Origin of the sequence: Mycobacterium persicum (assembly GCF_002086915.1) — a bacterium.
Lineage (GTDB): Bacteria > Actinomycetota > Actinomycetes > Mycobacteriales > Mycobacteriaceae > Mycobacterium > Mycobacterium persicum.
This window is the reverse complement of sequence record NZ_MWQA01000001.1, coordinates 3,139,524-3,164,883: the sequence shown is the minus strand read 5'-3', so window position 1 is coordinate 3,164,883 and position 25,360 is coordinate 3,139,524. Positions and strand designations below refer to the sequence as shown.

The window sequence follows — 25,360 nt, the reverse complement described above, 5'->3', positions numbered from 1 at the left end:
ACACCAGCCCCTGCACACAACCACACAAGACACTGCCCAAAGCTATGAGGTTAGGAGAACGCCCGAATGAGTGAGTACAAGCCGTTAGGGGCGCCGGAGGCGCAGCCTGAGGTACGGGTCGCGATTGTCGGCGTCGGCAACTGCGCGTCCTCGCTGGTCCAGGGCGTCGAGTACTACCACAACGCCGACGACTCCTCCACGGTGCCCGGGCTGATGCACGTGCGGTTCGGTCCGTACCACGTCCGTGACGTCAAGTTCGTGGCCGCGTTCGACGTGGACGCCAAGAAAGTCGGGTTCGACCTGTCGGACGCGATCTTCGCCTCGGAGAACAACACCATCAAGATCGCCGACGTGGCGCCGACCAACGTGACCGTCCAACGCGGTCCGACATTGGATGGCATCGGCAAGTACTACGCCGACACCATCGAGCTCTCCGACGCCGAGCCCGTTGACGTGGTCCAGGTGCTGCGGGACGCCAAGGTCGACGTGCTGGTCTCCTACCTTCCGGTGGGCTCGGAAGAGGCCGACAAGTTCTATGCCCAGTGCGCGATCGATGCCGGGGTGGCGTTCGTCAATGCGCTGCCGGTGTTCATCGCCTCCGACCCGGTGTGGGCCAAGAAGTTCGCCGACGCCGGAGTGCCAATCGTCGGTGACGACATCAAGAGCCAGGTCGGGGCGACGATCACGCACCGGGTGCTGGCCAAGCTGTTCGAGGACCGCGGCGTCCAGTTGGACCGCACGATGCAGCTCAACGTGGGCGGCAACATGGACTTCCTCAACATGCTCGAAAGGGAGCGCCTGGAATCGAAGAAGATTTCCAAGACCCAGGCGGTCACCTCCAACCTGCAGCGCGAGTTCAAGACCAAGGATGTGCACATCGGCCCGTCCGACCATGTCGGCTGGCTCGACGACCGCAAGTGGGCCTATGTGCGACTGGAGGGTCGTGCCTTCGGTGACGTGCCGCTCAATCTGGAGTACAAGCTCGAGGTGTGGGATTCGCCGAACTCGGCGGGCGTCATCATCGACGCGGTGCGCGCGGCGAAGATCGCCAAGGATCGCGGCGTCGGCGGACCGGTGATCCCGGCATCGGCCTACCTGATGAAGAGCCCGCCGCAGCAGTTGCCGGACGACATTGCGCGCGCCCAACTCGAAGAGTTCATCATCGGGGCCGACTAGTTCGGTCGGTTGGTGCCGAATGGACTTGGTGGGATAGGCGGTAAGCACGCTGCGGTCAGCTTGACGTGGCGGTTGGTGTTGGTGCAGTGGCCGGTTAAGGCCGGTCGCTAGCCATCGTCACGCGACCGCCGCGCACCCAACCGGGGCTGCAACGCACCATCGACCACTGCACCAGCCCCGGATTGCCGCAGCGGGATTAGCGTGGTCGTGTTCCATCGTGGCCATCGCGTCGTACGGGTTGAGTCCAGCACCCGCCGCTCGCCTCGGCCGCTCGCGGCGTCACCTCCCGGATCCGGTTCGGCCGCGTCGAGCACGCCAGCCCAGCGCGTATGTCCGCCAGCACGTCACCGCGCCAGGCCCGAACCAATTCCGAACCCTGATCATCAACCGTCGATAGAAACGGTTTTGCTAACGCCGGCCATACGCTACTCAGTCATGTTCCGAATATTATGGCCAGCAGCAGAAGTAGCCAAAGACGCAAGGGGCTGGTTGCTTGTTCATCGACTGTCCTGCGTGAAGCTTCTAATCGTCTTCACCTGCATCATCATCACGATAACGTGGATCATTATAATTGGGACGAATAATGTTATCGATATTTTCGGGAGAATATCTTTCTTCATCTGAGGCGGTCCATTGTGGTTGGTTTGGCTGCTCCCGTACAAAATCACGAAGCATGTCTAGTCTTTCTGGATCATATACTCTGTGCATAGTCCAGCGACTGTTCTGGGAATTGCTAACCACCTCGTTGTACCAATCTTGGTTTAGATCGTCGATATCTGCACCTGATCTAACAATGGAACGCGGCAGCAGTCCTTCCTCTGTCGTTACGACGAAATATTCCTGAAGTAGGTCGCCCGCACCGGGATCTTCTCTCCCAACGCCTTGCGAAGAAAATGGGTTGACCTGCCCTGAATCGGAATCGCGTACGCTACCATTCGCGTAGCCAGAGTCAAAGCTATCCGGCTCGCGTTCAATGTAGACCTCGGGCACACTCACTTCCATCAAGCGGGACGGATCAACGGACGAAATGGTAGGAGCTGAAGCTAGTACATCGAAATTGGTTGCTCCATTATTGCTTTCCTCGACCTGAGGATGGTAATGGCTATTCGGATCGTAGCTTGTGTCGTTGGGATTATAATCAGTGTAAATAAAGACCTGTATTCGCTCGGGCTCTGGGTTATGGCCTTCACCGTTGATTTCTTTGAGATTGCTCCCGCCGCCGCTGGGACTCACTGAGTCTGAGTTTCCGCCGGAGCCGCTACGGTCGGTAGAGCTAAAGTCGCCGCTCGAGCAAGTGTCTAACTTGAAGCCATCGTAGGCAGTTAATGCAATATCGAGTCTGCCAACATTAAACCGATCGAAATTGGCGGCATCAACTGCGGCGCTCCCACAGCACAAAGTCAGCGCCCCCAAAGTTGCAACTGCAACACCAATCTTCCGACGCTGTGTGACCGTCGCCTCTTCGGCCGTAGACCAATTGAACAGAACGGAATGGGATTCGGCCGTTGTCACATCGATAAAGTTGGCTGCTTTAATGTCCTCGGACATTAATGACTAATAGCCTTTCTAATAATGTTAGCTCTGCGGCCGGTTGTTGAATGGTTAAACGTAACCACTCCCGGACAGGGGTGCAAGCCGGATTGCGAGCCAGTCCGACTTTGCCTGTACAAAATGGCTACAGGTATGAACTCGTGGCCATTGGCGTCCGCAGTAAACGTAGGTAAAGCTGGATTTGCTGTTCGAATCCGGCAAGGGGCCACAACATTATGGGACAAATGCTCATTTACGTCAATTGCGATCAACGATCGATTCATATTCATAGCTTATGAAACTGCGCCTTGTCGACCCCAGCGTCTTTCCGGAAAGGTTGGCGCGGGGCTCGGTGGCCTTGATATAACCGCCAACCACAGCCAAATATCGACGCCAGCCGTCACCGGCGACCAGCGCGAACGGACACAAAGTGATCTGTCCACTTCAAAGGTTGCATGCGCTACCGGCCTAGATCTCTGCGCGCAGCGCATTGCCGAAACCCACGCAGCGTCCGGCATCACATAGCAGGCGGTCCGGCGGGTAGGTCGAACGAAGCGAACGACGGGACGTCAGAGTCATCCCCGCCTGGCACTTGGGCATGACTCGTAGAGTCAGAGCCGTGACCGAGATTTCCGACGACGAACTGGCCGGACTCTCCGAGTTCGATCTGCTGGCCGAAAACGCCGAGCAGGCCGGTGCCACCGGCGCGCTGCCGGAAGTAGCGCGGGTGGACGCCGACACCGCTGCCGGCAGAATCAGCGCGCTGCGCTGGGGCGGCGCGGCGCCGCGAGTGATCTTCCTCCACGGCGGCGGCCAGAATGCGCACACCTGGGACACGGTGATCGTCGGCCTTGGCGAGCCGGCGCTGGCGGTAGATCTGCCGGGGCACGGTCACTCCGGTTGGCGCGAGGACGGCGACTATTCGCCGCAGCACAATGCCGACGCCCTGGCCCCGGTGCTGCGGGAGCTGGCACCGGCGGCCGAATTCGTCGTCGGGATGTCGCTGGGCGGGCTCACCGCGATCCGGCTGGGCGCGGTCGCCCCCGAACTCGTCGACGAACTCATCGTCATCGACGTCACCCCGTCGGCGCTGCAGCGGCACGCCGAAATGACCGCCGATCAGCGCGGCACGGTCGCGCTGATGCACGGTGAGCGAGAATTCCCCAGCTTCCAGGCGATGCTCGACGTAACCATCGCCGCGGCGCCGCATCGCGAGGTGAAGGCATTGCGCCGCGGCGTGTTCCACAACTCCCGTCGACTCGACAACGGCAACTGGACCTGGCGCTACGACGCCATCCGCAGCTTCCCGGACTTTGCCGGCTTGTGGGATGACGTCGACGCCTTGTCGGCACCGATCACGCTCGTGCGCGGCGGCAAGTCGGGCTTCGTCAGCGACCAGGATGTCGCCGAATTGAGCAGGCGCGCAAGGCATTTCCGTGGTGCGCACACCGTTCCGGATTCGGGCCACTCGGTGCAAAGCGACCAACCGCGCGCGCTTGTCGACATCCTGCGCGCAGTGTTCGGCAGACGCTGAGCGTTTCGCCCAGAGCACCGGGCCTACCGTGGTCGTATGACCTCAGCCGTGCATCCCGATCTACCCATCCGCATCGGCGTGCAGCTCCAGCCGCAGCACGCCCCGCACTACGGCCACATCCGCGACGCCGTCCGCCGCTGCGAGGACATCGGCGTCGACATCGCCTTCAACTGGGACCACTTCTTCCCGCTCTTCGGCGATCCCGACGGTGCGCACTTCGAGTGCTGGACCATGCTCGGGGCGTGGGCCGAGCAGACGTCGCGCATCCAGATCGGCGCCCTGGTGACCTGCAACTCCTACCGGAATCCGGAGCTGCTGGCCGATATGGCCCGTACCGTCGACCATATTTCCGACGGCCGACTCGTGTTGGGCATCGGTTCCGGCTGGAAACAAAGGGACTACGACGAATACGGCTACGAATTCGGCACCGCCGGCAGTCGACTCGACGACCTGGCCGCCGCGCTCCCGCGAATCAAGGCCCGACTCGCAAAACTGAACCCACCGCCCACCCGTGATATCCCGGTGTTGATCGGCGGCGGCGGCGAACGCAAGACGCTGCGCCTGGTGGCCGAATACGCCGACATGTGGCACAGCTTCACCGCCGCCGACGAGTTCCCGGCCAAGGCCGCGGTATTGAACCGGCACTGCGCCGACGTCGGCCGGGATCCGGCCACGATCGAACGCTCGGCCGCGGTAACGGGCGGGATCGCTGACGCCGAAGCTCTGGTCGAGCTTGGGGTCACGCTGCTAACGGTCGGCTGCGACGGTCCCGATTACGACCTCACCGCCGCCGAGGCGCTCTGCAGATGGCGTGGCAGCCGTTAGTTGGCGTTTGCGTCGATTTCATCTGCCAAACGCCCGATAGCGCGCTGCCAGTCATGAGAAACTTGCCAGCGCCGATAGCCGGAGCGGCTGGAAGAGACTCGACGGAAACCGACGGATAGTGATGCCTAAGAAATATGGGATCAAAGAAAAAGACCAGGTTGTTTCGCACATCCTCGACCTGATCCTGACTGGCAAACTGCGCAGCGGCGACCGTGTCGACCGCAACGAAATCGCGCAGGGCTTGGGAGTCAGCCGCGTCCCGATACAAGAGGCACTGGTGCAACTCGAACACGACGGCGTCGTGTCGACTCGCTATCACCGCGGGGCGTTCGTCGAGCGGTTCGACGAAGCGACCGTCCTCGAACATCACGAGCTCGACGGCCTGCTCAACGGCATCGCTTCGGCGCGGGCCGCGGCCAACCCCACACCGCGGATTTTGGGCCAGCTCGACGCGTTGATGCGCTCGTTGCGCACGTCGAAGGAGCCGCGGACTTTTTCCGAAGTCGCGCACGAATACCGGCGAACGGTCAACGACGAGTACGCGGGGCCGCGGCTGCACGCCAGCATTCGTGCCTCGCAAAACCTTATTCCCCGCGCCTTTTGGCTGACCTACCAGAACGGCCGCGACGACATGCTGTCGTTCTACGAAGACGAGCACTCGGCAATACATCGGCGTGATCCGGAAGCCGCGCGGGCCGCATGTATCGGGCGATCCCAGCTGATGGCGCACACGATGCTGGCCGAACTATTCCGTCGCCGGGTGTTCACGCCGCACGGCGGGATCGGGCCGGACCAGTTTCCGGTACGCCTGACGGCCATGGTTCCGGAGCCGTCGGCTGTCGGCGCTCTGGCCGGCACTCGCGAGCCGTCGTCGATCGTGCTCTGAGCGACGCGCCATCCGGTCGGCCGATACGGTGGCGGTGATGAGTCCACGCGTGGGTCCCCGCACCAGAAGCGGGCTCAGGCTATTGGCCGCGGCCGCGACAATGCTGATCCTCGCCACCGCTAGCCTGGCAACCGCCGCGCCCGCGGCGGCAGACCGCCATCAGTGCGCCCCCGCCGGGGTGGAGAGTGCCACGGTTCTGCCCGGCAACCTGTCGAGGCCCGGTATGGCGGGCACCGACGACGACACCGACACCACCGCCACCGTCGTGCCGCTCAGCTCAATTGATGTCAACGCGCTGGGGCTGGGCACCCCCGGGGCGCTGACGGTGGGCACGCTCTCGGACGCCCCGCCGAACGTCTGCATCAACTCGACCGGACGGTTCACCGGCTTCGACAATGAGCTGTTGCGCGCCATTGCCGCCAAACTTGGCTTGCACGTGCGCTTCGTCGGCACCGACTTCTCCGGGCTACTTGCCCAGGTGGCATCGCGACGTTTCGACGTCGGCTCGGCATCGGTCAAGACCACCGATGCTCGCCGTCGCACGGTCGCTTTCACCAACGGCTACGACTTCGGCTACTACTCGCTGGTGGTGCCTCCCGGTTCGGCGATCACCAGTTTCACCGACCTCGCCGCGGGTCAGCGCATCGGCGTCGTCCAAGGCACGGTCGAGGAGTCCTACGTCGTCGACACCCTGCACTTGCAACCGGTGAAGTATCCCGACTTCGCCACCGTGTACGGGAGTCTGAAAACCCACCAGATCGACGCGTGGGTGGCACCGGCTAACCAAGCAGCGGCCGCCATGCGGCCGGGCGATCCGGCGGTGATCGTCGCGAACACCTTCAGCACCGACGATGTCGTGGGCTATGCGGTCGCCAAGGACAATCCCGCGCTCGTCGACGCGCTGAACTCGGGGCTGGACGCGGTGATCGCCGACGGAACCTGGTCGGATCTCTACAGCAACTGGGTTCCCCGCACGTTGCCGGCCGGCTGGAAACCCGGCTCGAAAGCCGTCGCTGCCCCGACGTTGCCGGATTTCGCCGCAATCGCGGCCAGTCAACACCGCAAGTCGCTCCAGCCCGCCGCGCCCAAGTCGACACTGGCGCAGCTTCGGGAATCCTTTTTCGACTGGGACATGTACCGGCAGGCCATCCCGACGCTGTTCGCTACGGGGCTACCCAACACATTGATCCTGAGTGTCAGCGCCAGCGCGATCGGGCTGGCAATCGGCATGGCGCTGGCCGTCGCCGGGATCTCGCAGAAGCGCTGGCTGCGGTGGCCGGCGCGGGTGTACACCGATATCTTCCGCGGCCTGCCCGAGGTGGTGATCATCCTGATCATCGGGCTGGGTGTCGGCCCGATCGTGGGCGGGCTGACCAACAACAACCCCTACCCGTTGGGCATCGCCGCGCTGGGATTGATGGCCGGCGCCTACGTCGGCGAGATCCTGCGTTCCGGAATCCAAAGCGTGGACCCCGGCCAGCTCGAGGCCGCTCGTGCCCTGGGTTTCAGCTACTCCGCGGCGATGCGATTGGTGGTGGTGCCGCAGGGAATACGGCGAGTGTTGCCGGCATTGGTCAACCAGTTCATCGCACTGCTGAAAGCCTCTGCCCTGGTGTACTTCCTGGGCCTGGTGGCCAGACAGCGCGAACTGTTCCAAATCGGCCGCGACCTCAACGCGCAAACCGGTAACCTGTCGCCGTTGGTGGCCGCGGGCATCTTCTATCTGCTGTTGACTATCCCGTTGACCCACCTGGTGAACTACATCGACGCGCGGCTTCGGCGCGGCCGCGCCAGGATCGATCCGCAGGATCCCTCCGAGGTCGTCAGCTCGACTATCGGCCAGGAGATGACGTGACCAGCGAGGCGCGCCGTTCGCCGGTTTCGTTGGTTGCCAAGGATATTCATCAGACGTTGGGCGGTAACGCGGTGCTGCGCGGTGTTGATATCGACGTACCGGCGGGCACCACCGCGGCGGTGATCGGCCCGTCGGGCTCCGGCAAGTCGACGTTGCTTCGCACCCTCAACCGATTGCACGAGCCGGACAGCGGCGACATCCTCCTCGATGGACGATCGGTGTTGCGGGACAACCCCAACGAACTGCGCCAGCGCATCGGCATGGTGTTCCAGCATTTCAACCTGTTCCCGCATCGCAGCGTGCTCGACAACGTGGCTCTGGCGCCGCGCAAGCTGCGCGGGCTGTCCGCCGGTGCGGCGAGGGACCTGGCGCTGCGCCACTTGGAGCGAGTTGGCCTGAAACACAAGGCCGCTGCGCGTCCCGGCATGCTATCGGGCGGCCAACAGCAACGTGTTGCGATTTCGCGCGCACTGGCCATGGCCCCGCAGGTGATGTTCTTCGACGAAGCGACCTCTGCGCTGGATCCCGAAATGGTCAAGGACATCCTGGGACTGATTGCCGACCTCGGCGCCGACGGAATGACAATGGTGGTCGTCACCCACGAAATGGGCTTCGCCCGCTCGACATCGGATGCGGTCGTCTTCATGGATCACGGCAAGGTCGTGGAAGCCGGTCCCCCGGAGCAGATCTTCGAGGCCGCACAGACCGATCGACTGCAGCGGTTCCTGGCCCAGGTGCTTTAGGCACCGCTGGCAGTCAGCTACCGCGATGTCGGGTTAGACTGCCGACTTATGGCGGACAGCGGATCCACCGCACCTGAGGTGACGGAATTGGCGGAGGGCCTGCACCGCGCACTGTCCAAGTTGTTCTCGATCTTGCGCCGCGGGGATCCCAATGGCGCGGTCGCCGGGGAGTTGACGCTGGCGCAGCTGTCGATTCTGGTCACGTTGCTCGATCGCGGTCCGATCAGGATGACTGACCTGGCCGCACACGAACGGGTGCGGACCCCGACCACCACCGTGGCTATCCGCCGGCTGGAAAAGATTGGGCTGGTGAAGCGCTCCCGCGACCCGTCCGATCTGCGGGCGGTGCTGGTCGACATCACGCCGCAGGGGCGGGCGGTGCATGCCGAGTCGCTGGCCAACCGGCATGCCGCCCTTGCCGCGATGCTCAGCCAGCTCCCCCACTCGGACCTCGACACGTTGATGAAAGCGCTGGCGCCGCTGGAACGCCTGGCCAGCGGTGAGCCGGCCAATGCCGCCGCCGGCGATGCCCGTGAACAGGCGTGAAAGCAACCGACCGGCAAGCTGATTGGTAACCGCTGCAGCCATGCCCACCGCACTCATCACCGGCGCCAGCCGCGGCATCGGTTCGGCGATTGCCACCGCCTTGGCGCCGACACACACCCTGCTGCTGGCCGGTCGGCCCTCCGAGTGTCTCGACGCTGTCGCGGAACGGTTGGGCGCCACCACTTTTCCACTCGACCTGGCCGATGCCGGCACGATCGAGGCCAGCTGCGAAGTGGTCGACGAACTCGACGTGCTGGTGCACAACGCCGGACTATCCATCCCCGGCCACGTCGGCGATTCGCACGTCGACGAGTGGCGTGCCACCTTCGACGTCAACGTCTTTGGCCCGGTGGCACTCACACTGGCACTGTTACCGGCGCTGCGGCACGCCCACGGCCAGGTGGTGTTCATCAATTCCGGTGCCGGGCGCAATGTTTCGCCGGGCATGGCGTCTTACTCGGCCAGCAAGTTCGCCTTGCGGGCCTTCGCGGACTCACTACGCGCCGACGAACCCGGCCTGCGGGTGACGACGATCTTCCCGGGCCGCACCGACACCGAGATGCAGCGCGAACTTGTCGAGTTCGAAGGCGGCAACTACGATCCCGCCAGGTTCCTGCGGGCCGAAACCGTCGCCGCGGTGGTCGCAAACGTGATAGCCACCCCGGCCGATGGTCACGTCCACGAGGTGGTCGTCCGGCCCCGCTAGCGCTCTAGCTGTAGCGGGCCGCCGAGCGTGCATTGCACGACGGATTTTCGGCGTGTCGCGTCGACCAATTCACATTCGGCGCGGGGATCTAGACCACCAGGTTGATCAGCCGGCCCGGAACCACAATGACCTTGCGGGGCGTGGCACCCGCCAGGAACGCCCGCACCTTCTCGTCGGCCAGCGCGGCGGCTTGGACCGCCTCGTCGTCCGCCTCGGCGGCCACCACGATCCGGCCACGCACTTTTCCGTTGACCTGCACCGGGTATTCGACGGTCTCGTCGACAAGGTAGGCCGGATCTGCCTCGGGGAAAGGGCCGTGCGCCAACGAGACGGTGTGGCCCAGCCGCAACCAGAGCTCCTCAGCCAGATGCGGAGCCAGCGGAGCCAGCATCAACACCAATGGCTCGACCGCCGTGCGAGGCACCGCATCACGATGCTCCTTGGTGAGGTGATTGGTGTATTCGATGAGTTTGGCGGCCGCGGTGTTATTACGAAGTGCCGCATAGTCTTCGGACACACCCGCGATCGTGCGGTGCAGTGCCCGCAGCGTGTCGGTGCCCAAATCGGTCCCGTCGACCACCCGCGTCTCGCCGGTGTCCTCCTCGACCACCAGCCGCCACACCCGTTGTAGAAAGCGGTGAGCTCCGACGACATCCTTGGTGGCCCACGGACGCGACGCCTCCAGCGGGCCCATCGACATCTCGTACACCCGCAACGTGTCGGCGCCGTACGCGTCGCAGATCTCGTCGGGCGATATCGAATTCTTCAGGCTCTTACCGATTTTGCCGAATTCCTGGAAGACCTCGATCTCGCCGCCGGAATCAGGGTAGAAAAAGCGCCCGTCGCGTTCGATCACTTGATCTGCCGGCACGTAGGATCCGCGTGCGTCGGTGTAGGCGAACGCCTGAATGTAGCCCTGGTTGATGAGCTTGCGATAGGGCTCCCGTGAGCTCACGTGACCCAGGTCGTACAAGACCTTGTGCCAGAACCGCGAATACAGCAGATGCAGCACCGCGTGCTCGGCGCCACCGACGTACAAGTCGACGCCGCCGGGGTCCTGCGGACCGTGTTCGGCCGGCCGCGGGCCCATCCAGTACGCCTCATTTTCCCTGGCGCAGAACCGCTCCGAGTTATGCGGATCGGTGTAGCGGAGCTCGTACCAGGAGCTGCCGGCCCATTGCGGCATCACGTTGGTGTCACGACTGTACCGCTTGAGGCCGTCGCCGAGATCCAGTTCCACGTGGACCCACTCGGTCGCCTTGGCCAGTGGCGGCGACGGCTCGCTGTCGGCGTCGTCGGGATCGAACAGCACCGGTGAATGGTCGGCCACCTCTGGCAATTCGACCGGCAGCGCGGCGTCATCGAGCGCATGCGGACGTCCGTCGCTGTCGTAGACGATCGGGAACGGCTCACCCCAATAGCGTTGCCGCGCGAAAAGCCAGTCCCGCAACTTGAATTCAATTCGGGCCCGGCCACGTGCCTCGGACTCCAGCCGCGCGGTGATAGCCTGCTTGGCTTCCGCGACGTCCATCCCGTCGAGGTGACCCGAGTTCACCAAGACACCGTCTCCGGTGTATGCGGCCTCCGAAATGTTGCCACCGCCAATGACTTCCACGACCGGCAGGCCGAACGCCCGGGCGAAGTCCCAGTCCCGCTGATCGTGGCCCGGGACCGCCATGATCGCCCCGGTGCCGTAGCCGGCCAGCACATAGTCGGCGATGAAGATCGGCACCGGTTCGCCGTTGGCCGGGTTGATCGCATAGCTTCCCAGAAAGACGCCGGTCTTCTCCCGGCTTTCCTGACGCTCCAGGTCCGACTTGGCCGCGATCGCATCACGGTACGCGGCGACGGCCTCGGCCGGTGTGGCGGCGCCGTAGGTCCACGAGGGGTTGACGCCGGCGGGCCAGGCGGGCACGACCAGTTCGTCGACCAGCTCATGCTCGGGCGCCAGCACCAGGTAGGTGGCGCCGAACAAGGGGTCGGGCCGGGGGGTGAACACCTCGATGTCGACTCGCGAACCGATCCGGTCACCCGTCGCGATAGTCGCCGAAAACAGCGCCACGGCTCCGGTCGAGCGACCAATCCAGTTGCGCTGCATGGTCTTGACTTGCTCCGGCCAGTCCAGCACGTCGAGGTCTTCGAGCAGCCGGTCGGCGTAGGCGGTGATGCGCATCATCCATTGCCGCAGCCGCTTGCGGAACACCGGGAAGTTGCCCCGGTCGCTGCGGCCGTCGGCGGTGACCTCCTCGTTGGCCAGTACCGTGCCCAGCCCCGGACACCAGTTCACCATCGAATCGGCCCGGTAAACCAGTCGATAGCTGTCGATCACGTCGGCCCGCTGCCCCGCCGACAACCTGGCCCACTGCCGCCCATCGTCGAGAGTTCTTGCGCCGGAATCGAATTCGGTACGCAGCTCGGTAATCGGACGAGCCTTGTTGGCTGCGGTGTCAAACCACGCGTTGTAGATCTGCAGAAAAATCCACTGTGTCCACTTGTAGAACTCGACGTCGGTGGTCGAAAAGCTGCGGCGGCTGTCGTGACCCAGACCCAGCCTGCCCAGCTGCCGGCGGAAGTTCACGATGTTGGCCTCGGTCCGGGTACGCGGGTGCGTGCCGGTTTGCACGGCGTACTGCTCCGCGGGCAACCCGAAGGAGTCGAACCCCAATGCGTGCAGTACGTTGTGGCCCTTCATCCGGTGGTACCGAGCGAAGACATCGGTCGCGATGTAGCCCAACGGATGTCCGACGTGCAATCCCTCGCCGGACGGATAGGGAAACATGTCCTGGACGAAGAGCTTGTCCGCGGGTACCGGCGAACCGTCCGCGGGAGCCAACGACCCGACCGGGTTGGGCACGTTGAACGTCCCCTGGCGAGCCCAGCTGTCCTGCCAGGTCCGCTCAAGCCCCGCCGCCAGCTCTGCGGTGTAGCGGTACCGCGGGGCGTCGGATTCCGCGTCCCTGACACTGGACGTGCCACCGGAGGCGCTGCCCGGCGTCGTGGTCGGCGATTCGGTCACGCCCAACAGGGTATAAGGACGCCCCTTGCAGGTCGGTGGCCAAGCCGCCGGCCACGGGTTGGTCTCGGTTGCATTGCACACCGGTCAGAGGTTCATCCCAGCTCGATTTCGGCACTATTGGCGCCTCTAAGAGTTCGTTAAATTCAGCTCGATGACGGGCATTGACGCCCGCATAGTTCGGAGGGACCGACGCACATGATCCACATCGCGCGTACCTGGCGGGTCGTCGCTGGGGGCATGGCTGCCGGTTTCGTCGGCGTCGTACTCGTCGCGGGCGGGAAGGCATCGGCCGAACCGCTGTATCCCCAACCGCCGCTCCCCGCGCCGGTTCCGGTGCAACCGGCGGCGCCGCCCGTCCAGAACCTCACCGCGGTTCCCGGCGGTGTCGGCAACAGATTCGCCCCGGTTCCCGCGCAGGCGCCGGCGCCCGCGCCCGTGGTGTCGGCGCTACCCCCGGCGGCGGTGGCGCCGACGCCGCCGGCGGTCACGCCCGCCGTAGCCGGGACCTTACGAGAGTTCCTCCTGAGCAAGGGGGTCAGGTTCGAGCCGCAGCGGTCGCAGGGGTTCAAGGCGCTCGACGTCACCCTGCCGATGCCGCCTCGATGGACTCCGGTACCCGACCCCAACGTGCCCGACGCCTTCCTGGTGATCGCCGACCGGGTCGGCGGTAACAGCGTCTACACGTCCAACGCGCAGGTAGTGGTCTACAAGCTGGTCGGCGACTTCGACCCGGCGGAGGCCATCACGCACGGTTTCGTCGACAGTCAGAAGCTGCTGGCGTGGCGGACGACCAACTCATCCATGGCCGACTTCAGCGGCTTCCCGTCGTCGATCATTGAGGGCACGTACCGCGAGAACGACATGACGCTGAATACCTCGCGCCGCCATGTCCTTGCCAGTTCGGGGGCTGACAAGTACCTGGTGTCGTTGTCGGTGACCACCGCGGCCTCGCAGGCGATCGCCGATGCACCTGCCACGGACGCCATCGTCAACGGTTTCCGGGTGACGGCCCCCGGGACGGTCGGTCAGGCGCCCGCCCAAGGGGGAGCAGCGACTGCGCCCGCTCCCCAAGCTCCCGCGCAGGCCTTCGCGCCCGCTCCCCAGGCTCCCGCGCAGGCGACGCATTCGGCTCCAGTGGCAGCCCCAGCCCCGCAGGCGACGGCGCCGCACGTCAACCCGGCATCACCGTCGCTGCCCGGGGTAATAACCACGCTGCCGCCGCTGGTCACCCTCACACCCGTCCCGTCGCACTGAGTCCTGGAGCCCCGCTGGGCGGATCGGGTCGGGCGGACCCACCGGCGAACTCGTATTGTGAGTCCATGCTGATCGCGGGTGTGCTGTGCGTGTGTGCGGCGGCGGCTTCCGCCGTCTTCGGGGTCTGGTCGCTGTCCCATACCCGCACCACCGATCCGACGCAGATGGCGCTGCGCGCCATGGCCCCTACCCAGTTGGCGGCCGCGGTCATGCTGACCGCCGGAGGTGTCGTGGCACTTGCGGCGGCTGCGCCAACGGCTTTGGTGGTGCTGGCCGTTTGCGTGGCGGGCGCGTTCGGCACGCTGGCCACCGGCTCATGGCAGTGCGCCCGCTACGCGCTGCGCCGGGAGGCAGCCCGAACCAGGTCGACTGATTGCGGCGACGATTGCGCCGCCTGCACGTTGTCCTGCCGATGAATTCGACAGTGCGCCGTCGGTTTTCCTGACGCGTCATCCGCGTGGCCGGACCCGCGGAGCGAGCTGTGGCGTGGTCTTAGTTGCGGCTGAGGTCGATCGGATGGGTGGCCAACAGCGAAAGCGGTAACGGCTGCCGCCGCAAGACCTGCCCCCACAGGTCGGCTCTGGGCGGAACCAAGACGTCAGATGGCAACGCCGACAACACAATCCAGTCATCACGCTCGATTTCGCCCTCGAGCTGACCGATAGTCCAGCCCGAGTACCCGGCGAAGATCCGCACACCTTCTACCACCGGTGCTAGTAGGTCGGGTTCGGCGTCCAGATCCACCATCGCCATGCGGCCCGCAACATGGCGTAGACCTGGCGCCCCGTCCGGATCCGCACCGACCCGCAGTACCGCCAGGCACAGGGCGGCGTCGCGCTTGACCGGGCCCCCGATGAACATCGTCTTCGGTTTGGCCGCGAGTTTGGCCCACTGCGGCAAGACGTTGTAGACCGCCGTCTCGCTGGGTCGGTTGAGCACCACACCCAGGGTGCCGCCCTCGTTGTGCTCGACGATGTAGATCACGCTGCGCCGAAAGGTCGGCTCCAACAGATCGGTGTTGGCCAGCAGCAAAGTACCCGCTCGCACACGTTGTGCGGCGGGTGCCATGTAGTCCTCGGGATCATCCTGCGGCGCCACCACACCATCATCGCACTGACCAAAGCAACACCGGGCCAAACAAGCATGGTCGCCAGATATTTGTACTGTGATTGGGTCGGCACAGCGCGAAACCAGCATTGCCTGCGCCCGATCGTGGAAGTGGGTTTTGTGATTCGCAGCCAAACGCAAGCCAGCGCACCGGCCGCACTGTGGCGGTCGATACGTGCGCTGCCCGACTTCGGGCGACTGCTGCAGCTTCGCATAGCGAGTCAATTTGGTGACGGTCTCTTCCAGGCGGGACTCGCGGGAGCGCTGCTGTTCAATCCCGACCGGGCCGCCGACCCGATGGCGATCGCACGGGCTTTCGCGGTGTTGTTTCTGCCGTATTCACTGCTGGGCCCGTTCGCCGGCGCACTGATGGATCGCTGGGACCGGCGGCTGGTGCTCGTCGGCGCCAACATCGGCCGGTTGGCCTTCATCGCCGGGATTGGCGCGATCCTGGCGCTTCGCGGCGGCGATCTCTTGCTGCTGATCGGAGCGTTACTGGCCAATGGTTTGGCCCGGTTCGTAGCATCGGGCTTATCGGCATCGTTGCCCCATGTGGTGCCACGCGAGCAGGTGGTCACGATGAACTCGGTGGCCACCGCATCCGGGGCGGTCGGGGCCTTCCTGGGCGCGAACTTCATGCTGTTGCCCCGGTGGCTGGCCGGCGGCGGCGATCACGGCGCCGCCGTGGTCGTCTTCACCGCCATTGTTCCGGTGCTGATTGCGTTGCTGCTATCGCTGCGGTTCGCCCCGCGGGTACTCGGTCCGGACGACACCAAGCGCGCGATTCATGGGTCGGTCGTGTACGCGGTGATCACCGGCTGGCTGCACGGCGTGCGTACCGTTGTGCAACAACCGACGGTTGCCGCTGCGCTGTCCGGCCTGGCCGCACACCGGATGGTGGTCGGCATCAACTCGCTGTTGATCTTGCTGCTGGTGCACCACATGAAAGATGCGGACGTCGTAGGGTTCGGCACTGCCCTGGTGTTCTTCGCTGCCACGGGTCTCGGGGCATTCCTGGCTAACGTGTTGACCCCGGTCTTGATCCGGCGGTGGGGGCGCTATGCGACGGCCAACGGCGCCCTGATCGCGGCCGCGACAATCGAAATCGCCGGCGCCGGCCTGGTGATCCCGATCATGGTGGCATGCGGGTTCCTGCTGGGGGTGGCCGGCCAGGTGGTCAAGCTCTGTGCCGATTCCGCGATGCAGATCGACGTCGATGACGCGTTGCGCGGGCACGTGTTCGCGGTCCAGGATGCGTTGTTCTGGGTCTCCTACATCGCCTCGGTTACCGTTGCCGCGGCGTTGATTCCAGATGACGGGCACGCACCCACGTTTGTGTTGTTCGGCTCGGTGATCTATTTGGCCGGGCTGGTGGTTCACAGCATTGTTGGCCGACGGGGACAGCCGGTCAACGGCGACTAGGGGAGGTACTGATGGCGGGTCCGGGTCCGATCGTCGCTGACCTGCGGGCCGAAAGCGACGACCTCGACGCGCTGGTGGCGCCTCTTCCGCCGCAGCGATGGGCCGAGCCGACACCGGCGCCGGGCTGGACCATCGCGCACCAGATCGGCCACCTGTTGTGGACAGATCGGGTGGCGCTGACCGCGGTCACCGACGACGCCGGCTTTGCCGACATACTGACCCAGGCGGCTGCTGATCCTGCCGGCTTCGTAGACGACGGCGCCGAACAGCTCGCGGCCCGGCCGCCGGGCGAGCTGCTCGACGACTGGCGGATGACCAGGGGCAGGTTGCACGAGGCGCTACTGAAGGTCGCCGACGGTCGCAAACTACCGTGGTTCGGGCCGCCGATGAGCGCGGCGTCGATGGCTACCGCGCGATTGATGGAGACCTGGGCGCACGGACTCGACGTCGCCGACGCACTCGGAGTCAGTCGGCCCCCCACCGACCGGCTGCGCTCAATAGCGCATCTTGGTGTCCGCACCCGGGACTACGCGTTCTTCGTCAACAACCTGACCCCGCCGGCCGAGCCTTTCCGAGTCGAGTTGCGCGGTCCGGACGCAGACACCTGGTCCTGGGGGCCGGCCGATGCCGCCCAGCGCGTCACCGGATCCGCCGAGGATTTCTGTTTCCTGGTCACCCAGCGGCGGGCGTTGGCCACCCTCGACGTCGCCGCGGTAGGGGAGGATGCGCAGCGGTGGTTGACGATCGCTCAAGCCTTCGCCGGCCCTCCCGGCCGCGGGCGATGAGCGCGCGCCAGTGCGCGAAGAGAGCCTCGGCCCATCGGCCCCGCCGCGGGCGATGAGCGCGCGCCAGCGTCAGTGCAGCGAGCCGCCGTAGCGTGCCTGGTTTTCGGCCTCTGCTTCCTCGCGCAGCGCCGCGATCGCGGCGTTCAGCCGGTCGGCCAGTTCTGCGTGGGAATAGCCGGTCATGACGCCGGGATGCAATCTCAACTTGAGCAACCGCCCATCCGAATTGGCGACCGCGTGAATATCTCCCAGATCCACGCTGTAGGTGACGGTTTCCGCCTGTGCGACAAGCGCTTCCCACTTGTCGGCGGCCTCGCTGAGCTCACGAAGAACCGATTCGACGAGGTCCTTATCGCTCAGTTCCGCGCGATCACCAGACCCCGGCACCAAAACAGTATGTCGACGGCTCCAACCAGCGTCAATTCAACGGCCCGCCAACTTGACCGGCTATCGGCTGAGTTCACGGAACCACGCGAAGTGATAGTTGGCTGATACCGGATCTCCGGTAACCCCGCTTTCGGTGGCCGCCAACAACATACAGTTGAGCAACAGCGCGGGATCGACATTCGGGTACTGCGCCACAACCTCATGCCGAGCGGTATCGAGATGCACTCGCAGCAGGTCGATTTCGTCTTCACCGACACCACCTCCGGCTGCCGCGGCCTGGGTCAGCAGGTGCACGATCCGCGGCAGTCCGTCGCGCCAGCGGGTAGCCCCGCTCAGCTCCGATACCAGATCGTCCAACGTCGGTAACTCCCGCGGCCTGGACGAGGACGTGGTCGGAGTGAAGTCGCTCGTCCAGCCCAAGAGGTCCCCAGGGCGATAGGTCGCCAGGCGCGCCGTCGTACCGATCAGCTGTGCGACGCCGCCGCTGCGACGCTTCGGCTGCAGCAACTGCACACCTTCGGGGAGCATGACCCCAGGAGGTACCCACCCGTGGGCCAGGTCGGTGACCAGCACCGTCATCCCGTCCGCGCGCTGCCCGACCGCCCAGTTCAACCGCGGTTCCTGACGAGCCACGAAGGTCAGCAGCCGCTGCAGCCGTTCGTCGTCGGACTCGGGCGCGGCCACGCCCCGCGCCGGCGTCACCGATTCGGCCACAATGACCTCCGCTTCAGGAGGCGCGACCGGTTGGACTTGTTCCTTCTCGTGGGCGACCGGTTGCTCTTCCCCCGGGGACTCCTCGACGACAGGAAGCACTCGGGTACTGGCGGGGTCGTCAGCGGAACCCGGCCGTTCATCCTTGATGGCGGGGAGCACCCGGGTCCGCTCCAGATCCGTCCCGCCCAAATCCGCGGGGACTGACGGACGCGCGACGACCGGCGGCGCAGGATGTGCGCGCAGTTGCCGCAGTGTCGACTCGACTCGTCGCACCGCCCGCGCGCGAGCCTCGTCGATCACCGCGGCTTCGGCCGCGCGGCGGGCGGAATCAAGCATCACCGCTGACCTGAGGGTCCTCAACTCATCGTTGGCAGAACTGACGATCCGGTCTAAGTCGGCCTTCAGATACGCTGCCAGCGCGGCGGTTTCGGCGTTGTTCGGCGAGAGCTCGGCAGGCCAGATCCCGCCGATCACCCACGGGGTGCAATCGGGGGGAGAGCTGAAAGCCGGAATCGTGAGGGATTCCTCCGTCGCTCTCCGCAGGCGCTGGCGCGCCGACCGCCTGCCGAAGATCGCCACCGGCTAAGCGTACCGGGACCCTGCGAGCCTCCACAGACGCCTGAATTGTGCCGGCTTCATGGCCTGGGTAGCGTAAAGCCATGGCTGATTCTGCGCTGCAGCAGCAACTCGACGAGGTGCGGACCTTGCTGTCCCGCGCGCGAGAGTTGTTCGGCGCCAATCCCATCGAACCGCCCACCGATATCGTCCCGGATCCCGAGACCGCCAAGACCTGGATGCTCTAGAGCCTCAGCGCCGCCGCCGGCGCAGATGGTGCGCCAGGAGTTTTTCAATCGCCGCGTCGAGATCTTGGTCGCTCGGAACGCTGGGGGACGGCGTATGCCCAGCCGCGATGATCTCGTCGCGTACTTCCAGCAACGCTTTGAGGCAGGAAACGTCTGCGGTCAGCAGGATGCCCTCGGCCAAAGTCTCGGCATCGGTATCCATGGCGCCCTCACTCAGCGCGACGCTGTGCATGTAGCCACCGCGACAGGAGCGAACCAGGATGTGCCCGCTGGGGTGCACGGTGTCGAAAGCAGGATTGGCGTCCGTCATCGACCGGTCATCGATCGGGGTCGAAGACTTTGCTGAAGTCCCGTACCGCGTCTTGGTCGTGGCGTTCCCACATGGCGGCCGACGTCCTCAGGCTCTGGGCGATATCGGCATGGTCATCGGCTTGCTGCTCGTAACACAGGCGCCGCAACTCGAGGAGTTCACGGCCGGCGCCCCGAAGTTCGGCGAAGATCGGTCCGAGCGACTCCAGGCTCTCCAGGATCGCGGCATGCGACGACGGTACGGTGCGCAGATACTCCGACGTCTGCTGGTGATGGGCGGCGGCTTCACGTAAGTGCGCCGGCACCACATGGATTCGATCTGCCATCCGCGTCTCCTTTGGTGTGCCGGCGCTCAGGCCGGCGGGGTCAGTATTGCGAAGCGGCCGAGGGAGCCGCCGGCCGGGTCGGTGTCGGTACGCCGGCCCGGGCCGGCCCGGTCGGAGTGGCCGCGGCGGGCGGATGCTCCCAGCCTAGGAAGCTTGGCCCGCCGATGCTGGAAACCTGTTGAATCTGGCCGTCGAGCAGTGCCTTGTTGCGGCCAAGCGCGAGCGCATGCCGATCGACGAACAGGCCGATGTCCCCAGGTTCGAGCCGAGCCGGGTCTATCGGGTCGGTGACCGCCGTGCCCGGCGGCGGCAGGGCAATTCCCTGCTGCTGGAACGCATCTGGGATCGGCAGTCCGCCGGCTGCGGCCTTGATGGCCGCTGCCAGTTGGGGGTTGGCGGCGGTGACCGTCTCACCGTTGGGCAACGTGACGGTCGTCGGACCGGTCGGCGGCGAGTCGGGCTTGTCCGGCGATGGTTGCGCGTCGGTGTCTTCCTCATGCTCCCGGTCTTCTTTGGGGTCATCGGGGTGACCCGCTCGCTCATGGTCGGGATCGCCGGAGTCCAGTTCGGGTTCGTCGCGATCGGCGAGTCCTGGTTCAGATCCCCGGAGTAATCCCGAAAGCGGAGACCCACCCCAACCGAGGCCGGGCGTCGGCGAGGTTGCCCCTGCCGGTAACCCCGGCATCGGTAGGCCGCCCAGATTGGGCATGCCGGGCGTCGTCGGCGCCATCTGCGGCGGCGGGGAACTGGCGCCGGGCATCGAGGTGTCCCCGTCCGGCAGTGCCGGATCGTCGAACAACAACGAATCGAGAAGCGGGTCGTCCGACAGCAGATCCGCCGGATGACCGCCATCATCGCCGGCTGCGCGTGCGGGCGTCGCCGGCCCCGCACCGGGCTCGTCCTTCGAGGCGTTGTACAGCGACGTCCACGCCGCCATGAGGGTCGCCTTGGACGTGTCGTCGAGGCTGGCGTTGGCGACCACCTCACGGATATCTCTGAGCTTGCCGATCAGGAACCGCTGGAAATCGCGGGCCCCCGCCGGTGTGTCCAGATCCGATCGCGTCCGGACCGCCGCTTCGGTCTCCTGCTGGAGTTGGTTGAGCGCGTCGCGACCCTCGACAGCGGTCAGGTGTGCGTTCAGGATCGCCGAAATGACTTGCAAGTCGAGCTGGGAGCTCGCCGAATTCTGATGTGCCAGAGCGGCTTCCGCTCCTGCGATTGCGTCGGCGGCGCTCGCCTGACCGGCATCCGGCGGTGCGGATGCGGATTCGCCCCGCTGCGGGCGATCAAGCGACCCTGCCATGCCGCGTGACAGTACCCAGGCGCTCGGGTGCCCACAATTCACCTCCGCACGCCGATCCGAGCCTAGCCCCCGGGGCCGGCATACTGCGCCAGCAATCGGGCCAGCACAGCACTTTTGGTGCGATCCAGCTCGCGGGCGTCGGCCACGATCGCGGTGATCTCGCGTTGCTTGTCGAGCAGGAATCGCTGAAACTCCCGGGCTCCGATGGAGGTGTCGACGGCAAGCTCCCCTTGGTCCGAAACGGCGCGCTCGATGTCGGCTGCAATCGCGTCCAGCCGACGGATACTCTCCCGCATCGCGGCGTGTGCGCCGGCAAGCGCCTCGGCCAGCGCGCGGTCGGCCTCGGCTATCGCCTCGTATTGCCGACCCAGCACCGCCTGCCGCGCCGCGATGGCATCCGGAGAGGATCCGGCTTGGTCCGACATGAGTTCAACCTTCCCATCCTGCCCGCCCGACCGGGCGTTAATCAGTCACAGCGGTCTGCGGATCTGCACGTTGCTGCCCAACCGGCTGACCCGCACCGAGGCACCGGCGTACGGCGCCTCGACGACCAGGTTGTTGCCAATCGCCAGCTGGACATGTCCCGGATGCGGAAAGACGAGATCACCAGGCCGCACCTGGGAACGCGGCACCGCTATCCCGTCATGTATCTGTTGATAGGTCGTGCGGTCCAGGTGAACACCTGCCTGCGCGTAGGCCCATTGGACCAACCCGGAACAGTCGAATTGGCCGGGTCCCGTCGCGCCCCACACATACGGGCAGCCCAGTCGTGACAGCGCGGCCCGCACGGCGATCGCGGCTCGGCCGCCCACTGCCCGGCTGCCGTATCGCGACATCCGGTACCGAAGCGCGCGCAACGCGGCCTGATGCCGTCGTGCCCGCAGGCGGGCCGACACGACATGCGCTCGTTGCGCGCGCAACCGTGCTACGCGCCGACGGAGGGCCTCGCGCTGGGCGATTGGGGTCACCGGTGTCGCGGCCGCGTCGATGCGGGCCTGCTCGACGATGCTGCCGGTGAGCTGGCGAGCCCGCTCGCGGTCCCGGTGCGCACCGGCGATGACCGCCGCAACGGCCGTATCGGTTCGGGCCGCAGACAACAGGGCGTCCCTGCCGTCGGTGGCCCGGTGTTCATACCGACCCCGGGAACCATCGATATTGAGCCCGGCGGCGCGCTGCAGCAGTTGCTCGTGGTGTGCGGTCTCAACGTTCAGCGTCGGTGGGAGACCACCTAGACCGCTGCCGCCGAAAAGCCGGTGGGCGCGGCTCAACACCTCGATTTCGGTGTGGCTCACTGGACTTGTTCTCCCCCGTGGTGGTGTGTCTGTCCCGGGCCGGCCGTCTCCATGTCCTCGGCAGCGGCCATTGCGTCCACGAAGGCCCGTACGCGGGGCAGCGCGCCCGGGGGGATGGCTCCTCGATTGCGGATATCCCACATTTCGTCGGTGCTCACTCCGATCAGCGCCGCTATGACGGCTTCGGGTAGCGGCGACTGCGCGCATGCTCGATCGAATCGCGCGCTCAAACTGGTCGACATCCGCTCCAACAGCGTGCTGCGCATGGCCTCGAGCGCCTGCAGATGGTGCATCAGTCGGTCGCTGGACTCCGAGCCGGCGTTGACCGCCACCCGCCAGGAGCTTGCCGCCAGCATCTCCGCTTTCACGCACTGTGACACCACAGACAGAATATACGTCTCATATTCATTTGATGTCGTCGCCGGCAGCCTATCGATGACGGATCTGAGGGTATCGAGCTGGGCTTCGGCGTAACCCTCGAGCACATCGGTGTCGCCGTGACGGTCGACCACCACGGTGCCGGGGCGTGGCGGCGACGTTGCCGCAGCGGGCTGGGCTGCCATAAGCCGAGCCAGTTCGGCATCGGCATCTGCGGCGACCAACAGCCGAGAATAGGTGCCGGGAGGCAGTCCCAGTCCGTTTTCGACCTTCTGAACTGTACCTTTATGCGGCTTGCGAGCGCCGCGCTCCAAATAGCTGAGCCCCATGATGCTGACGCCCGTTGCAGCAGCCAGGTCGGCTAGCGACCAGTCGCGCGACTCGCGCAATGCGCGGATGGCCGCGCCAGCCGATTCACGGCTCACCGCGGGCTCCGGCCATAACCGGATATTACACAGTGCCGGCGCGTATTCGCTTTGATATACGTTTTTGTCGCGTTTCGCTTGCGGTCGGGGCCATCCTGTGTATACGCTTTTGCCTACGTTTCGGAGGAGTTTCGCAGCAGAAGGAGACAACAGACATGGCTACCCCGTGCACAGGCAACCCGGAACTGTGGTTCGGCTACCCCGACGACGACAGCGGCGACGGCGCGGCGAAGGCCCGCGCCTATGAGCGGTCGGCCACCGAGGCTCGAATTCAGTGCCTGCGCCGCTGCCCACTGGCGCAGCAGCGCCTGTGCGCCGAACGGGCCGTCAAGTATCGCGAGGAGTACGGCGTGTGGGCCGGTGTCAAACTTCCCGGAGGCCAGTACCGCAAGCGGACGCAATTGGCTCAGGCTCACGAGGTACTGCGGCGGATCGCCGCCGGTGAGATCAATGCCAGACAACTGCCGGAGAACGCTGCCCTGCTGGCGCGCACCGAACGCGACGCCCGGCCGGTGACCGCGGTGGTGTTGCACCTACCGGCGGCACAAGTAGGCCCGCGCTCGGCGGCGTAGCGGGACGGCGAGGCCAATCAGTTTGCTGAGTTGGCTTTCGGGGTAGATCCGGGTAACCGTGAGTTCGACCCCGAAGGCGATCCATGACGTTCGACCTGACACCGACGGCAGCACAACACGATCTGGCCCGGCGCACGCACGAGTTCTCCGAAGAGGTGATTCGGCCGGTGGCGCTGGATTACGACCAGCGCCAGGAGTTTCCCTGGCCGGTGCTCGAGGAGGCAGCCCGGCGCGGGTTCTACAGCCCGCTGTTCTACCGCGATCTGATCGGCGATCCGACTGGCCTGTCGCTACCGATGTTCATGGAGGAGCTGTTCTGGGGGTGCGCCGGAATCGGCCTGGCGATCGTCATGCCCGCGTTGGCGCTGTCGGCGATCGGCCAGGCCGCCTCCCCCGAGCAGATGCTGCAGTGGGCGCCGGAATGTTTCGGCACCCCAGGTGATCTCAAACTCGCGGCGCTGGCGATCTCAGAACCCGAAGGTGGCAGCGACGTCCGCAATCTGCGCACCCGGGCCCGTCGCGACGGTGACGACTGGATCATCGACGGACACAAGATGTGGATTGGTAACGGGGGGATCGCCAACGTGCACGTGGTCAACGCCGTGGTCGACGAGGAGCTCGGCCACCGGGGTCAGGCGCTGTTCGTCGTGCCCGGAGGGACGCCGGGACTGGAACTGGTGCGAAAGCTCGACAAGCTGGGTTGCCGCGCTTCGCACACCGCCGAGTTGCGCTTGAACGGTGTCCGGATCCCGGGCGCGAACCTGCTTGGCGGGCAGGAAAAGCTTGAACACAAGCTTGCCAGAGCCCGCGAAATCGTTGCCGGCGCAAAGCGTTCCAGCTCAGCGACGTTGGGCACTTTCGAGCAGACCCGCCCTATGGTGGCCGCCCAGGCGATCGGGATTGCCCGCGCCGCATTGGAGTACGCGACGTCGTATGCCACCGAGCGCGAGGCGTTCGGCGGGCCGATCATCGACAATCAGGGCATCGCATTTCCATTGGCGGACTTGGCAACTCAAGTCGACGCTGCCCGGCTGCTGACGTGGCGGGCCTCCTGGATGGCGGCCAACGGAGTACCCTTCGAGCGGGGCGAGGGCTCGATGTCGAAGCTGGCCGCCAGCGAGGTCGCCGTCAAGGCCACCGAACGCGCGATCCAAACCATGGGCGGCTGGGGCTACATCACCGATCACCCGGTGGAAAAGTGATATCGAGATGCCAAGCTGTACACCATCTTCGAAGGCACCAGCGAAATCCAGCGGATGGTCATCTCGAACGCGCTCGGCGCTGCCGTCGACACCCCACCGCTGCATGTCGTACTCGAGCCGTCCGGGGGACCGCTGAACCGGATCTTCGGTCGGGGCACGCCGCTGAGGTCGCGCGCCGCCGGCGCCGCGCTGTCGATGCGGGACCGGCTCCCCGAACCGGTGACGCGGGCGGCCATGAAGGTGCTGCGGCCGGCCGGCCGGTGA

At 65.5% G+C, this 25,360-nt stretch carries 25 protein-coding genes and 1 pseudogene; 15 read left to right on the top strand and 11 right to left on the bottom strand.

Annotation, left to right across the window (positions count from 1 at the left end; genetic code table 11):
* The first annotated feature begins 66 nt into the window (after positions 1-66).
* Positions 67-1,176 (top strand): inositol-3-phosphate synthase, encoded by a 1,110-nt coding sequence (locus tag B4U45_RS14475; protein ID WP_075545941.1) that lies wholly within the window; start codon positions 67-69, stop codon positions 1,174-1,176.
* A gap of 522 nt (positions 1,177-1,698) precedes the next feature.
* Here B4U45_RS14475 and B4U45_RS14470 read toward each other — a convergent pair.
* Complete coding sequence (locus tag B4U45_RS14470; protein ID WP_131808265.1) at positions 1,699-2,724, bottom strand: hypothetical protein; 1,026 nt, start codon at positions 2,722-2,724, stop codon at positions 1,699-1,701.
* Positions 2,725-3,325: 601 nt separating this feature from the next.
* Between B4U45_RS14470 and B4U45_RS14465 the strand changes: the two genes are divergently transcribed.
* From B4U45_RS14465 to B4U45_RS14435, 7 genes are all read left to right on the top strand, one after another.
* Positions 3,326-4,240 carry an alpha/beta fold hydrolase gene (locus B4U45_RS14465; protein WP_075545940.1) on the top strand — a complete coding sequence of 305 codons (915 nt, stop codon included), beginning with the start codon at positions 3,326-3,328 and terminating at the stop codon, positions 4,238-4,240.
* A 36-nt stretch (positions 4,241-4,276) separates the two neighbouring features.
* On the top strand, positions 4,277-5,065 hold the full coding sequence (locus B4U45_RS14460) for an LLM class F420-dependent oxidoreductase (protein WP_075545939.1): 789 nt from the start codon (positions 4,277-4,279) through the stop codon (positions 5,063-5,065).
* Between the two features lie 121 nt (positions 5,066-5,186).
* The gene (locus tag B4U45_RS14455) at positions 5,187-5,951 is read left to right on the top strand and encodes a GntR family transcriptional regulator (RefSeq protein ID WP_075545938.1); all 765 of its coding nucleotides are present in this window, start codon (positions 5,187-5,189) and stop codon (positions 5,949-5,951) included.
* A gap of 37 nt (positions 5,952-5,988) precedes the next feature.
* Positions 5,989-7,806: an ABC transporter substrate-binding protein/permease gene (locus B4U45_RS14450; protein WP_075545999.1), complete on the top strand. Its 1,818-nt coding sequence runs from the start codon at positions 5,989-5,991 to the stop codon at positions 7,804-7,806.
* The gene (locus B4U45_RS14445) at positions 7,803-8,549 is read left to right on the top strand and encodes an amino acid ABC transporter ATP-binding protein (RefSeq protein ID WP_075545937.1); all 747 of its coding nucleotides are present in this window, start codon (positions 7,803-7,805) and stop codon (positions 8,547-8,549) included. The genes B4U45_RS14450 and B4U45_RS14445 overlap by 4 nt, the downstream gene beginning before the upstream one ends.
* A gap of 48 nt (positions 8,550-8,597) precedes the next feature.
* Complete coding sequence (locus B4U45_RS14440) at positions 8,598-9,095, top strand: MarR family winged helix-turn-helix transcriptional regulator (RefSeq protein ID WP_075545936.1); 498 nt, start codon at positions 8,598-8,600, stop codon at positions 9,093-9,095.
* Between the two features lie 40 nt (positions 9,096-9,135).
* On the top strand, positions 9,136-9,801 hold the full coding sequence (locus tag B4U45_RS14435; protein WP_075545935.1) for an SDR family oxidoreductase: 666 nt from the start codon (positions 9,136-9,138) through the stop codon (positions 9,799-9,801).
* Positions 9,802-9,889: 88 nt separating this feature from the next.
* On the opposite strand, the gene leuS is transcribed toward B4U45_RS14435, so the two are convergent.
* A complete protein-coding gene (gene leuS / locus B4U45_RS14430; protein ID WP_219859420.1) occupies positions 9,890-12,817 on the bottom strand; it encodes a leucine--tRNA ligase in 2,928 nt (975 codons plus the stop codon).
* 195 nt (positions 12,818-13,012) lie between these two features.
* Between leuS and B4U45_RS14425 the strand changes: the two genes are divergently transcribed.
* Both B4U45_RS14425 and B4U45_RS14420 read left to right on the top strand, forming a co-directional pair.
* A complete protein-coding gene (locus B4U45_RS14425; protein WP_075545933.1) occupies positions 13,013-14,071 on the top strand; it encodes an LpqN/LpqT family lipoprotein in 1,059 nt (352 codons plus the stop codon).
* A 65-nt stretch (positions 14,072-14,136) separates the two neighbouring features.
* Complete coding sequence (locus B4U45_RS14420; protein ID WP_075545932.1) at positions 14,137-14,487, top strand: hypothetical protein; 351 nt, start codon at positions 14,137-14,139, stop codon at positions 14,485-14,487.
* 76 nt (positions 14,488-14,563) lie between these two features.
* Here B4U45_RS14420 and B4U45_RS14415 read toward each other — a convergent pair whose 3' ends face one another.
* On the bottom strand, positions 14,564-15,172 hold the full coding sequence (locus B4U45_RS14415) for a YqgE/AlgH family protein (RefSeq protein WP_089025136.1): 609 nt from the start codon (positions 15,170-15,172) through the stop codon (positions 14,564-14,566).
* A 99-nt stretch (positions 15,173-15,271) separates the two neighbouring features.
* Here B4U45_RS14415 and B4U45_RS14410 point away from each other — a divergent pair, with 99 nt between their 5' ends.
* Positions 15,272-16,600: an MFS transporter gene (locus tag B4U45_RS14410; RefSeq protein WP_240316725.1), complete on the top strand. Its 1,329-nt coding sequence runs from the start codon at positions 15,272-15,274 to the stop codon at positions 16,598-16,600.
* 11 nt (positions 16,601-16,611) lie between these two features.
* Positions 16,612-17,385, top strand: coding sequence for a TIGR03084 family metal-binding protein (locus B4U45_RS14405; protein WP_075545931.1), 774 nt, complete (start codon positions 16,612-16,614; stop codon positions 17,383-17,385).
* 69 nt (positions 17,386-17,454) lie between these two features.
* Here the strand turns inward: B4U45_RS14405 and B4U45_RS14400 are convergent, their stop codons facing one another.
* Together B4U45_RS14400 and B4U45_RS14395 are read right to left on the bottom strand one after the other, a co-directional pair.
* Positions 17,455-17,775, bottom strand: a complete 321-nt coding sequence (locus B4U45_RS14400; protein ID WP_089025135.1) for a DUF2710 family protein — start codon at positions 17,773-17,775, stop codon at positions 17,455-17,457.
* 57 nt (positions 17,776-17,832) lie between these two features.
* Entirely contained in the window at positions 17,833-19,065 is a 1,233-nt protein-coding gene (locus tag B4U45_RS14395; protein WP_083154497.1) for a DUF5632 domain-containing protein, read from the bottom strand.
* A gap of 80 nt (positions 19,066-19,145) precedes the next feature.
* Here B4U45_RS14395 and B4U45_RS14390 point away from each other — a divergent pair, with 80 nt between their 5' ends.
* Complete coding sequence (locus tag B4U45_RS14390; RefSeq protein ID WP_162877312.1) at positions 19,146-19,289, top strand: hypothetical protein; 144 nt, start codon at positions 19,146-19,148, stop codon at positions 19,287-19,289.
* A 4-nt stretch (positions 19,290-19,293) separates the two neighbouring features.
* Here the strand turns inward: B4U45_RS14390 and B4U45_RS14385 are convergent, their stop codons facing one another.
* The 6 genes from B4U45_RS14385 to B4U45_RS14360 form a co-directional block, all read right to left on the bottom strand.
* Positions 19,294-19,599 carry a DUF2694 family protein gene (locus B4U45_RS14385; RefSeq protein ID WP_075545929.1) on the bottom strand — a complete coding sequence of 102 codons (306 nt, stop codon included), beginning with the start codon at positions 19,597-19,599 and terminating at the stop codon, positions 19,294-19,296.
* A gap of 7 nt (positions 19,600-19,606) precedes the next feature.
* Positions 19,607-19,924 carry an ESX-1 secretion-associated protein gene (locus tag B4U45_RS14380; RefSeq protein ID WP_075545928.1) on the bottom strand — a complete coding sequence of 106 codons (318 nt, stop codon included), beginning with the start codon at positions 19,922-19,924 and terminating at the stop codon, positions 19,607-19,609.
* 40 nt (positions 19,925-19,964) lie between these two features.
* Entirely contained in the window at positions 19,965-21,227 is a 1,263-nt protein-coding gene (locus tag B4U45_RS14375; protein ID WP_075545927.1) for a DUF4226 domain-containing protein, read from the bottom strand.
* Between the two features lie 62 nt (positions 21,228-21,289).
* Positions 21,290-21,652 carry a DUF4226 domain-containing protein gene (locus B4U45_RS14370; RefSeq protein WP_075545926.1) on the bottom strand — a complete coding sequence of 121 codons (363 nt, stop codon included), beginning with the start codon at positions 21,650-21,652 and terminating at the stop codon, positions 21,290-21,292.
* A 45-nt stretch (positions 21,653-21,697) separates the two neighbouring features.
* On the bottom strand, positions 21,698-22,519 hold the full coding sequence (locus B4U45_RS14365; RefSeq protein WP_075545925.1) for a C40 family peptidase: 822 nt from the start codon (positions 22,517-22,519) through the stop codon (positions 21,698-21,700).
* On the bottom strand, positions 22,516-23,322 hold the full coding sequence (locus tag B4U45_RS14360; protein WP_075545924.1) for a helix-turn-helix domain-containing protein: 807 nt from the start codon (positions 23,320-23,322) through the stop codon (positions 22,516-22,518). The genes B4U45_RS14365 and B4U45_RS14360 overlap by 4 nt, the downstream gene beginning before the upstream one ends.
* 155 nt (positions 23,323-23,477) lie before the next feature.
* Between B4U45_RS14360 and B4U45_RS14355 the strand changes: the two genes are divergently transcribed.
* Both B4U45_RS14355 and B4U45_RS14350 read left to right on the top strand, forming a co-directional pair.
* Positions 23,478-23,894 carry a WhiB family transcriptional regulator gene (locus B4U45_RS14355; protein ID WP_075545923.1) on the top strand — a complete coding sequence of 139 codons (417 nt, stop codon included), beginning with the start codon at positions 23,478-23,480 and terminating at the stop codon, positions 23,892-23,894.
* Positions 23,895-23,977: 83 nt separating this feature from the next.
* A pseudogene (locus tag B4U45_RS14350) lies at positions 23,978-25,360 on the top strand (acyl-CoA dehydrogenase family protein).

What these genes read in the sequence shown, in the direction of transcription:
- B4U45_RS14435 (WP_075545935.1), top strand. Translation starts at nt 9,136, where the DNA reads ATGCCCACCGCACTCATCACCGGCGCCAGCCGCGGCATCGGTTCGGCG.
- B4U45_RS14440 (WP_075545936.1), top strand. Translation starts at nt 8,598, where the DNA reads ATGGCGGACAGCGGATCCACCGCACCTGAGGTGACGGAATTGGCGGAG.
- B4U45_RS14380 (WP_075545928.1), bottom strand. Translation starts at nt 19,924, where the DNA reads ATGGCAGATCGAATCCATGTGGTGCCGGCGCACTTACGTGAAGCCGCC.
- B4U45_RS14420 (WP_075545932.1), top strand. Translation starts at nt 14,137, where the DNA reads ATGCTGATCGCGGGTGTGCTGTGCGTGTGTGCGGCGGCGGCTTCCGCC.
- B4U45_RS14370 (WP_075545926.1), bottom strand. Translation starts at nt 21,652, where the DNA reads ATGTCGGACCAAGCCGGATCCTCTCCGGATGCCATCGCGGCGCGGCAG.
- B4U45_RS14450 (WP_075545999.1), top strand. Translation starts at nt 5,989, where the DNA reads ATGAGTCCACGCGTGGGTCCCCGCACCAGAAGCGGGCTCAGGCTATTG.
- B4U45_RS14460 (WP_075545939.1), top strand. Translation starts at nt 4,277, where the DNA reads ATGACCTCAGCCGTGCATCCCGATCTACCCATCCGCATCGGCGTGCAG.
- B4U45_RS14385 (WP_075545929.1), bottom strand. Translation starts at nt 19,599, where the DNA reads ATGACGGACGCCAATCCTGCTTTCGACACCGTGCACCCCAGCGGGCAC.
- B4U45_RS14455 (WP_075545938.1), top strand. Translation starts at nt 5,187, where the DNA reads ATGCCTAAGAAATATGGGATCAAAGAAAAAGACCAGGTTGTTTCGCAC.
- B4U45_RS14475 (WP_075545941.1), top strand. Translation starts at nt 67, where the DNA reads ATGAGTGAGTACAAGCCGTTAGGGGCGCCGGAGGCGCAGCCTGAGGTA.
- B4U45_RS14470 (WP_131808265.1), bottom strand. Translation starts at nt 2,724, where the DNA reads ATGTCCGAGGACATTAAAGCAGCCAACTTTATCGATGTGACAACGGCC.
- B4U45_RS14405 (WP_075545931.1), top strand. Translation starts at nt 16,612, where the DNA reads ATGGCGGGTCCGGGTCCGATCGTCGCTGACCTGCGGGCCGAAAGCGAC.
- B4U45_RS14375 (WP_075545927.1), bottom strand. Translation starts at nt 21,227, where the DNA reads ATGGCAGGGTCGCTTGATCGCCCGCAGCGGGGCGAATCCGCATCCGCA.
- B4U45_RS14390 (WP_162877312.1), top strand. Translation starts at nt 19,146, where the DNA reads ATGGCTGATTCTGCGCTGCAGCAGCAACTCGACGAGGTGCGGACCTTG.
- B4U45_RS14355 (WP_075545923.1), top strand. Translation starts at nt 23,478, where the DNA reads ATGGCTACCCCGTGCACAGGCAACCCGGAACTGTGGTTCGGCTACCCC.
- B4U45_RS14425 (WP_075545933.1), top strand. Translation starts at nt 13,013, where the DNA reads ATGATCCACATCGCGCGTACCTGGCGGGTCGTCGCTGGGGGCATGGCT.